This window comes from Mesorhizobium sp. M7D.F.Ca.US.004.03.1.1, assembly GCF_003998635.1.
In the GTDB taxonomy this organism is placed as follows: Bacteria; Pseudomonadota; Alphaproteobacteria; order Rhizobiales; family Rhizobiaceae; genus Mesorhizobium; species Mesorhizobium loti.
This window is the reverse complement of the sequence record NZ_RZQG01000158.1, coordinates 1-9,281: the sequence shown is the minus strand read 5'-3', so window position 1 is coordinate 9,281 and position 9,281 is coordinate 1. Positions and strand designations below refer to the sequence as shown.

The 9,281-nt window shown below is 61.6% G+C and carries 7 protein-coding genes; 3 read left to right on the top strand and 4 right to left on the bottom strand.

Features of this window, described 5'->3' with window-relative positions; genetic code table 11:
* On the bottom strand, positions 1 to 1,295 hold a 1,295-nt coding region (locus EN935_RS12060), incomplete at its 3' end, for a hypothetical protein (protein ID WP_164771094.1).
* Between the two features lie 421 nt (positions 1,296 to 1,716).
* Here EN935_RS12060 and EN935_RS12050 point away from each other — a divergent pair.
* On the top strand, positions 1,717 to 2,157 hold the full coding sequence (locus EN935_RS12050; RefSeq protein ID WP_127264816.1) for a hypothetical protein: 441 nt from the start codon (positions 1,717 to 1,719) through the stop codon (positions 2,155 to 2,157).
* Between the two features lie 734 nt (positions 2,158 to 2,891).
* On the opposite strand, the gene glnA is transcribed toward EN935_RS12050, so the two are convergent.
* Complete coding sequence (gene glnA / locus EN935_RS12045) at positions 2,892 to 4,301, bottom strand: type I glutamate--ammonia ligase (RefSeq protein ID WP_056588641.1); 1,410 nt, start codon at positions 4,299 to 4,301, stop codon at positions 2,892 to 2,894.
* A 65-nt stretch (positions 4,302 to 4,366) separates the two neighbouring features.
* Entirely contained in the window at positions 4,367 to 4,705 is a 339-nt protein-coding gene (locus EN935_RS12040; RefSeq protein ID WP_006205430.1) for a P-II family nitrogen regulator, read from the bottom strand.
* A 358-nt stretch (positions 4,706 to 5,063) separates the two neighbouring features.
* Between EN935_RS12040 and EN935_RS12035 the strand changes: the two genes are divergently transcribed.
* Together EN935_RS12035 and EN935_RS12030 are read left to right on the top strand one after the other, a co-directional pair.
* Entirely contained in the window at positions 5,064 to 6,608 is a 1,545-nt protein-coding gene (locus EN935_RS12035; RefSeq protein WP_127373336.1) for an NAD(P)H-hydrate dehydratase, read from the top strand.
* Positions 6,605 to 8,605, top strand: a complete 2,001-nt coding sequence (locus EN935_RS12030) for a hypothetical protein (RefSeq protein WP_127373335.1) — start codon at positions 6,605 to 6,607, stop codon at positions 8,603 to 8,605. Before EN935_RS12035 ends, EN935_RS12030 begins: the two co-directional genes overlap by 4 nt.
* Before the next feature lie 12 nt (positions 8,606 to 8,617).
* Here the strand turns inward: EN935_RS12030 and EN935_RS12025 are convergent.
* Positions 8,618 to 9,281 (bottom strand): carboxyl transferase domain-containing protein (locus EN935_RS12025; protein WP_281040332.1); only part of this gene is annotated, 664 nt, incomplete at its 5' end.

Genomic DNA, 9,281 nt, shown 5'->3' with positions numbered 1-9,281 from the left:
GCCTTTCCAGCATATTCGATGGCGCCATCGGCATCCGCAAAGCGCGTCAGCAGAAAACTTGCATAGTTCCCGTTAAGGTTTGGAGCGGTCGGCAACATTTCCAATTGACGCAAATAGTAACGCTTGGCGAATTCCACGCTGCCGCCACGTTCATTGGCCCTTGCAAGCAAATTGTCATCCGGTAGGCCTGCTTCCTTGTAGAGCGCGATCAACTCTTTGAATTTCTTTTGGGCGTAGAGGAGAACGCCTTTGTTGTGCGCAATCGTCTGCACCGAGTAATTTTTCTTCTCGCCGTCCGCAATCAGCTGTTGCATTTGGGGCAAATCATCATTGCTCGCGGCAATGGCGAAACGCAGGTTCCAGGCCATTTGGGCGACGTCCGGTGCATCCTGGATCTTGTCCAACGTATCGAGCGCGGCCTTCGCGTAGTCCTGCCGATACCGGGCAGCCCCAGCCTCCTCATACATATATCCCGCCGACAGGTACCAGCGTGCGATCTGAAGCTGAAATTTGGGGGTTGGCGCCGACGCACTCGAAACGCGCTGCGCAAGCTGCGCGAGAGTCTGCAGGAGCCCCGGCTGAAAGCTGTACCGATCCAAGGTCTCCGAGATGACGGTTGTTAAAGTCGAGGCGTTTCCCTCGATTCGGTAAATCTGGTCCGCGAGCATTTCAGCGGATTTGTCGTCCGGGACGCCGCCATTTCTTGCGATTATCACGATTGCCTTGGCCATTGCCAGGGGTTGTCCTGCCGCTTTGGCGAGACTGGCCCTGGCCGACGTCGCAGCCTTGTTTCGCTCGCCGGCGCGATCGAACAGCAGAGCCCAGGTCAGATCGGCCCAGGGGGCGTTGCCATCGAGTTCAGCTGCCTTGGCGAGCTGCGGTCTGGCGCTTGCCAAGTCGCCAGAAAAAATGAAGGCCCGGGCACCCAGGATGTAGGACCTGGCATAGGTCGGATCGCGCTTTTGCAGCTCTACAATAATGGGAGTGAATGACTTGCTTCCAATGATCGTGCCGAGCCCGTCCGAAACGTACAACGATTTCGCGTAGGCTGCCTCGACCTGAATGGGGACAAAATCGGGATGGCTGGCGCTGAAATTCTTGATATCCGCTTGAACCTTCGCGACCTGGGCGGGATCGCTCTGCCAATTGTCGACGGCGCTGACGATAGCGTCGAATGCCGCTCTGTCGCTTGGGCTGAGTTGTTGGAGTTGGAAGCTGCCGCCGAATGCCAGGGAAGGCTGCGCCGAGACGATCAGGGCGGCCAATAGCGCTGAAACAACTCGCTTCGGGATCATCTGGCAACACTCCATCTTCGTTGCCTAGAGATAGATGGATAGATTTATGGCCGGGTGAATCCGATCATGAAAATTGGAGAGATGACTGAAAAACGAAGGCCTGGATGTCGATAACCTCAGCTCTGGTGTGAGCCGTTGTGCTCGCTGACTGAGTCCAGCAGTATTGCTAGCCAAGAGGTCTGTCGTCGGAGGAACGGGTTACTGCCGCCGTCCAGGATACAGCGTGCCAGGGGTCAACCGATGATGACACCACGCGCTTTCAGCGCGGCCACAACCTTGTCATGCGGCAGGGCAGGCGTGCGGTTGCCGTCGCGGCCAATCATCTCCTGGTTGGCGACCAGGGCATTCAGCACGGCCTCCTCGGCGCCTGCACAACAGCGGCGTAGAAGGCGTCCATGCGCCCCCACGGAATGAAGTCCATATGGCCGTAGCCTGGTTCGGTCCGATCAACGCCGCCGTCGCCTCGGTCCACGGCAGCTACGCCTCGCCCTGGATCGCCACCATCGTTGTGGCGGTGCTGGCGGCCGTCGCCTGCTTCATCGACATCAACCTGCTGCTGGTCGTCAGTGGCGCGTCGCTGGTGGTCGTCTATGCCTTGCTGTGCGTGGCGGCGTTTGTCGGTCGTCGCAGCGGCACCTACGATGGCGGGCACTATCGCATGCCGCTCTTCCCTGTCCCGGCCGTCCTCGCCTTCGTGGCGCTGATCTACGTCGCCTACCAGAACTACCTGGACGTCGCCTTCGGCCGTCCGAGCCTGATCGCGACGGGGCTGATCATGGTCGTGGCCGCTGTCTACTACCTGTTGGTCCTGGCCAGGCGAACGGACCGGAACCTGCACGGTCCCGACGAGCTTGCAGGGTAGATCCACGTCCCTCCGACGGTCTGCTTTTTGCAAGAACCCCGGCCCAGGCCGGGGTTCTTTTTGGCCGCTACCGGGCAGATCGCATCTCGAGCCAAAAGCACCCAGAAAAAGTCAGGCAATTCCGACGGTCGAGAATGCCACCGGAATCCGGCCGTCGCCGTGTCCATTTCCAGTGATGGTTTGTCAGAAAGCCCGGAAAACCGCCTTTTCCAGCATTTATCTGTGGCAAAGACCCTTCCATAAGCATCTGTTCATGCAACGAAATTGGCCATCCACAGCCCGGTTGGTGGCGTTGACAGATCGCAGTGCAGCATGCGTATTCGCAGGCCTTGGGGTTACGTCACGCAATGCTGTTCGGACGGGCGGGGTTTTCTTGAACGGCGGCATTGGCGGGGGCGCCGGACGAGCGGTCACTGTAGCCTGAGACAGTGCTCCGCTCGCTCCTGGCTTCATGTTCGCGATCAAATTGTGATCCGCTTTCCATTCATCGGACTTTGCTGAGCCTGGGACTGACGTCACCGAATCGACGTATCGTGCGTGCCGATAGACCGCGCGCCTAAGCATGCGCACGATCGTCGAAAACTCAACGCAGATACGCTGCTTATGTCGAGTCGGCCCGTTTTCGCACGCCGATCAGCAGGCACCCCCTATCGGAGCGCAGCGAAAAGCCCTTGAAAGAGAGAAATCTTTCAAGGGCTTGAATATAATATTGAATCTTAGTCCGAGATTGAATCTCAGACGGAATAGTACATGTCGTACTCGACCGGATGCGGTGTCATTTCGAAGCGCATCACCTCGGCCATCTTCAGCTCGATGTAGCTGTCGATCTGGTCGTCGTCGAAGACGCCGCCGGCTTTCAGGAAGCCGCGATCCTTGTCGAGACTCTGCAGTGCTTCACGCAGCGAGCCGCAGACGGTCGGGATCTTCTTCAGTTCCTTGGGCGGCAGGTCGTAAAGATCCTTGTCCATCGGCTGGCCGGGATGGATCTTGTTCTTGATACCGTCGAGACCAGCCATCAGCAGCGCCGCGAAGCCGAGATAGGGGTTCGCGCCCGGATCGGGGAAGCGGATCTCGACGCGCTTGGCCTTCGGTGACGAGCCGAACGGGATACGGCAGGACGCCGAGCGGTTGCGCGCCGAATAGGCGAGCAGCACCGGCGCTTCGTAACCCGGCACCAGGCGCTTGTAGGAGTTGGTCAGCGGATTGGTGAAGGCGTTGATCGCCTTGGCGTGCTTGATGATGCCGCCGATGTAGAACAGGCAGCTTTCCGACAGGCCGGCATATTCATTGCCGGCGAAGGTCGGCTTGCCGTTCTTCCAGATCGACATGTGGACGTGCATGCCCGAGCCGTTGTCGCCGAAGATCGGCTTCGGCATGAAGGTCGCCGTCTTGCCGTAGGCATTGGCGACCTGGTGCACGACGTACTTGTAGATCAGCATCTTGTCGGCGTTGCGCACCAGCGCGTCGAACTTGATGCCAAGTTCGTGCTGGGCAGCCGCCACCTCGTGATGGTGCTTTTCGACGCGCACGCCCATTTCGGCGAGCACGGTCAGCATTTCGGAGCGCATGTCCTGTGCGCTGTCGATCGGCGGTACCGGGAAGTAGCCGCCCTTGACGCGCGGGCGGTGGCCGAGATTGCCGGTCTCATAGTCGGTGTCGTCGTTCGACGGCAGTTCTGTGGAGTCGAGCTTGAAGCCGGTGTTGTAGGGGTCGGCCTTGTATTTCACGTCGTCGAAGACGAAGAATTCGGCTTCCGGGCCGACAAAGATGGTGTCGCCGATGCCTTCCGCCTTCATGTAGGCCTCGGCCTTCTTGGCCGTACCGCGCGGATCGCGGTTGTAGGATTCACCCGAAACCGGATCGAGGATATCGCACAGGATGACCATGGTCGACTGCGCGAAGAACGGGTCCATGTGGACCGTTTCCGGATCGGGCATCAGCACCATGTCGGACTCGTTGATGGCCTTCCAGCCGGCAATCGACGAGCCGTCGAACATCACGCCATCGGCGAACATGTCTTCCTCGACCTCGATGACATCCATCGTTACGTGCTGCAGCTTGCCCTTCGGGTCTGTGAAGCGCAGGTCGACGAATTTCACGTCGTTGTCCTTGATCTGCTTCATGATGTCTTTGGCTGTCGTCATGTCATGTATCCCTGTGTGATGACGTTTTTTGATGATGACGTTTTCAGGAGGATGGCCGGGTCGGGTCAGACCGCGTCCATGCCCGTTTCGCCGGTGCGGATTCGCACGACTTCCTCGATATTGGAAACGAAGATCTTGCCGTCGCCAATACGGCCGGTCTGGGCCGCCTTGCGGATGGCCTCGATCGCGCCTTCGACCGCATCGTCGCCAAGCACGACTTCGATCTTCACCTTGGGCAGGAAATCGACGACATATTCGGCGCCGCGGTAGAGTTCGGTATGACCCTTCTGACGACCGAAGCCTTTTGCCTCGGTGACAGTGATGCCTTGCAGTCCGGCCTCCTGAAGCGCTTCCTTCACTTCGTCCAGCTTGAATGGCTTGATGATCGCTTCGATCTTTTTCATGTAAAAAGTGGCCTCCACTGCCAAAAAAACGGGTTGTGACCCCCCGCTTGCGCCTCCATCAAGCACGAACTGTGCCAGTTGGACGGATTCGAAGCGGTCTCATACGATTTCAAAGCCGCGCCGCGCCGGGATGCAAATTCGCGTCATTCGCTGCACCGGAAGCGGCATGGGCTGCCGGAGCCTACACAGCGCCGGCACCTGCGTCCGCACAAAAATTAGGCATATCGCCTATCCCTCAGGCAATTTCGTGCCTGCAATGCCCTCATGCCGACGATATGGCTGCAAATCTCGGCAACTCCCTTTGTTTGCTTCGGATCGAAAATTGGACAATGCTTGATCGCATGCGGATCGGCAATCCATGAGCAACGAACTTCTTATCTCCGCCGAAATGAGCGAGGCCGATCGGCTGACGATTGCCGCCGGTCCAGCCGACGGCATCGGCCTGATGCGGCGCGCGGGTGAAGCGGTCGCGGCTGAGATTCTCAAGCGCTATCCCGCAGCGACGCACGTTCATGTGCTGTGCGGTCCCGGCAACAATGGCGGTGATGGCTATGTCGTCGCCCGCATCCTGGCCGACAGCGGCGTTAGCACAACGATCTGGGCATCCGGAGCGCCGAAGCCGGAAAGCGACGCGGCGCTCGCCGCGGCGGAGTGCCCGATCAAACCCCTGCCGCTTTCTGGTTTCGACGCCGAGGCCGGCTCGATCGTGGTCGACGCGCTCTATGGGGCAGGGCTGTCCAAGTCGCTGTCCGGCGATGCCGCGAAAGCCGTCGACACCGTAACAGCCCTGCGCCTGCCTGTGGTCGCGGTCGACCTGCCGTCGGGCGTCTCGGGAACCAGCGGCGACATATTGGGCAGGGCGTTTCGCGCCGAGGTCACCGTCACCTTCGCACGGAAGAAACCTGGCCACCTGCTGCTGCCGGGGCGCGGGCAATGCGGTGAAATCGTGCTCGCCGACATCGGTACCGGCGACGGCATCATCGCCCAGCTCGCTGTGTCGACCTTCGAGAATGTGCCGGACCTGTGGTTGCGGGAATTTCCCGTGCCGGCGGTGGACGCGCACAAATACAAGCGTGGCCATGTCGGCGTCTTTTCCGGCGGCCCCAGCGCGACGGGCGCGGCGCGGCTGTCGGCGATGGCCGCCGCGAGAAGCGGGGCAGGGGCGGTCACCGTGCTGTCGCCGCCCAATGCCATGCAGGTGAACGCGACACACCTGACCGCGATCATGCTGCGCGAGGCGGGTTCGCTCGAAGAGGTGCAGGAATTTCTGACGGCGCGCCGTCCCGAGGCGCTGGTGTTCGGACCGGGGCTCGGGCCAGAGCCCAAGGTCGGCAATTTTGCCCTGCAACTGATCAAGGCTTTGGCGGATGGTGCACGCGACGAGGCGACCGCAAGCCACGCCAGTGCGATCGTTCTTGATGCCGATGCCATCACCTCTCTGGCCCATCAACCCCAGGCGCTGTTCGAAGCCGCCCGTGAGCCAAGCGCTCCAGTGTTGGTGATAACGCCGCATGAGGGTGAATTCGGCCGACTGTTCCCCGATATCGCTGGCGACAAGACCCTGTCGAAATTGGCCAAGGCGCGTGCGGCCGCCGTGCGGGCCAATGCCGTCATCGTCTACAAGGGCGCCGACACGGTGATCGCTGCTCCCGATGGCAAGGCGGCGATCAATTCCAATGGCGCGGCATGGCTGGCCACAGCCGGGTCAGGTGACGTGCTGTCGGGCATCATTGCCGGTCTGCTCGCACAAGGCATGCCGCTCTTCGAGGGCACCTGCGCGGCGGTGTGGCTGCATGCCGAAGCCGGCAGCCGGTTCGGACCCGGCCTGATCGCCGAGGATCTGCCGCTGGCGCTGGTGCCGGTGTTGCGCGAACTCTTCGACGCGCGCACAGCTGCTCAATGAACCGCACCCTGGCTCTGGTGCTCGCCACTCTCTTTGGCGCCTTCGTGGCGTCGACGGCGCGCGCCGAAGGCCCTGTGACCATCGTCGACGATCCATCGGTGCTCGCCGCTCTCGATGCCAGGGGTTTCGGCTTCGCCGACGTGTTCGGGGTCGACGGCGAGGACGGTCTGAAGACGCTCTACGACGAGGCGCCAGCCTATCACGCCATCGTCGAAACGGTTGCCTCCGATGTTGCGGCACTGCGCGCCGAGATGAAGGCCGGCGGGCGGCCGCTCTACGAGATCACCGACGGCAATGTCGGCCGCATCATGGACATGCGCTGGCTGAAGACCGATGCCGCGCGCTTTCGGCTGGTCGGCGTCGTCAACCGGCTCGACCGTCGCGACTTCGCCGTGCTGCAGGGCGACAAGAGCTGCGGTGAGGTGCGCTTCATCTATCGCCTGGCCTACAGTTTTCGCAAAAACGGCAAGCTGCTGGCGTCGCGCCTGCCGTTCAATTTCAATGCCGTCTACAGCGCCGCGCCCGATGCCGATGGCGGCTGCGTCGGCACTGCTGGGCGCTGGACGCCACAGCTTGACGAGAGCGTCGATGCCGGCTGGCTGACCGGCGGGCCGCTGGGGAAGGCCGGGCTGACCTTCAAGCAACTGGAGCTCAATGCACAGGTGGTGCGCTTTCCCTCCGGCCAGGAAACCGAGTTCGGCGGTCAGGCTGCCTATCTCATGCGGATATTCGGCATCGATGGCGCTGATATCAGCGAGAAGCCGCTGGAGAACACGCCCGACACCGCAGGGCTCTCGCAGGACGCGGCGCTGAAAGCACGGCTCGCGGCCTATGTCGGCGCCAATCTGCCGGCGATCGATGAAGGCGTCTATGAAATTCCCGACGAGTTCCTGGCCAGGAAAATCATCTCATGGTCGACTTTCGGCAGTGCGCGGCAGGCCAATCATCCGTATACGCAATTATTCCAGGCCAAGGAATTCGCATCGCTCGATTATTCCCCCCTGAAACTGGTGCGCACGCCGGAAGCGCTGGTCGAGCGGCTGGACAATGGCGCCTGCCAGGGCTGCCATCAGGCTGGTTCAACCGCCGGGTTCCATTTCATCGGCCTCGACGATAAGACGACGTCGCCGTTGAACCGCATCGAGGTCGGCATTTCACCGCATCTTCATGCCGAGATTCCGCGCCGCCAGGCCTGGCTCAGCACCACCGCAGAGGGCAGGGAGCCGAACCGCTTCCGTCCGCTCTCCTTTGCGCCGCCGGCGGCCTGGACGGGTACCGTGGTCGACTACGCGCCGGCCGAAATGGCTATGCCGTGCCTGATGCCGGAAGATGCGGCCCGCTTCAGCGCAAGCTGGCAATGCGGCGGCGGCACGGTCTGCACGCCGCTCGCCACCGCTTCAGGCGTGCGCATCAAACTGGCGCAATGCCTGCTCCCCAAGGACAGCGCTGACATGTTTTCCGGGCATCCTTGTCTGACCGGCTCGATCGCCAGCAATGCGGCGCAGCCTTTCAACGACCGCTACAGCATATCAGGCCAGTTCGCGGCCTTCGCACCGGATATCTCGCGCACCGCTTACACCTGCCGCCCGCCGAAGATTGGCGTGCCGGGCGGCATCGCCTATCGCGGCTGCGATGACAAGGACCGTGCCTTCGCGACCTTCAAAGCTGGCAAGCCGATGCCGAACGAGATCTGCGGGCTGGTCGGTGGCAAGAAGTTCGACATCTGCGTGGCCACCAACAATTTCGACCAGTGCCTTGGCGGCGCCGTCAATCGCGGCAACCGGCCGGCCTGTTCGGCCGATCATTTCTGCCGCGAGGACTATATGTGCCAGTCGCTGCCACCGGACACGCCTGGCATCGGCAAAGTCAAAGGCATCGGCTTCTGCTCGCCGACCTACTTCATCTTCCAGATGCGTATCGACAATCACGCGACGCCTTGGGGCAGCCCTGTCCGCGCCACCATGGGGGCGGGGTTCGGCGCGGCTGAAGAGGAGTAAGCTGCCAGCGCCTCAAAGTGGGATGTTGTCGTGCTTCTTCCAGGGGTTCTGCATGTCCTTGTTGCGCAGCATGCGCAGTGCCCGGGCAAGGCGGCGGCGGGTCGAGTGCGGCATGATCACCTCGTCGACATAGCCGCGTTCGGCGGCGACGAAAGGCGACAGGAAGCGATCCTCGTAAGCCTTTGTATGGGCTGCGATCTTTTCAGCGTCGCCGATGTCCTTGCGGTAGATGATTTCGACCGCGCCCCTAGCGCCCATCACCGCGATCTGCGCCGTCGGCCAGGCATAATTCATGTCGCCGCGCAGATGTTTCGAGGCCATCACGTCATAGGCGCCGCCATAGGCTTTTCTGGTGATGACGGTGATCTTCGGCACGGTGGCTTCGGCATAGGCGAACAGGAGTTTCGCGCCATGCTTGATCAGGCCGCCATATTCCTGCGCCGTGCCGGGCAGGAAGCCTGGGACGTCGACGAAGGTGACGATCGGGATCGAAAAACAATCGCAGAAGCGCACAAACCGCGCTGCCTTGCGGCTGGCGTCGGAATCGAGCACGCCGGCCAGCACCATCGGCTGGTTGGCGACGAAGCCGACGGTGCGGCCCTCGACCCGCCCGAAGCCGGTGACGAGGTTATTGGCGAAATTCTGCTGGATCTCGAAGAAATCGCCTTCATCGGCG

Bases quoted from the DNA above. Each gene is read 5' to 3' on its own strand.
- glnA (WP_056588641.1), bottom strand. From the start codon at position 4,301: ATGACGACAGCCAAAGACATCATGAAGCAGATCAAGGACAACGACGTG.
- EN935_RS12030 (WP_127373335.1), top strand. From the start codon at position 6,605: ATGAACCGCACCCTGGCTCTGGTGCTCGCCACTCTCTTTGGCGCCTTC.
- EN935_RS12035 (WP_127373336.1), top strand. From the start codon at position 5,064: ATGAGCAACGAACTTCTTATCTCCGCCGAAATGAGCGAGGCCGATCGG.
- EN935_RS12040 (WP_006205430.1), bottom strand. From the start codon at position 4,705: ATGAAAAAGATCGAAGCGATCATCAAGCCATTCAAGCTGGACGAAGTG.
- EN935_RS12050 (WP_127264816.1), top strand. From the start codon at position 1,717: ATGGCCGTAGCCTGGTTCGGTCCGATCAACGCCGCCGTCGCCTCGGTC.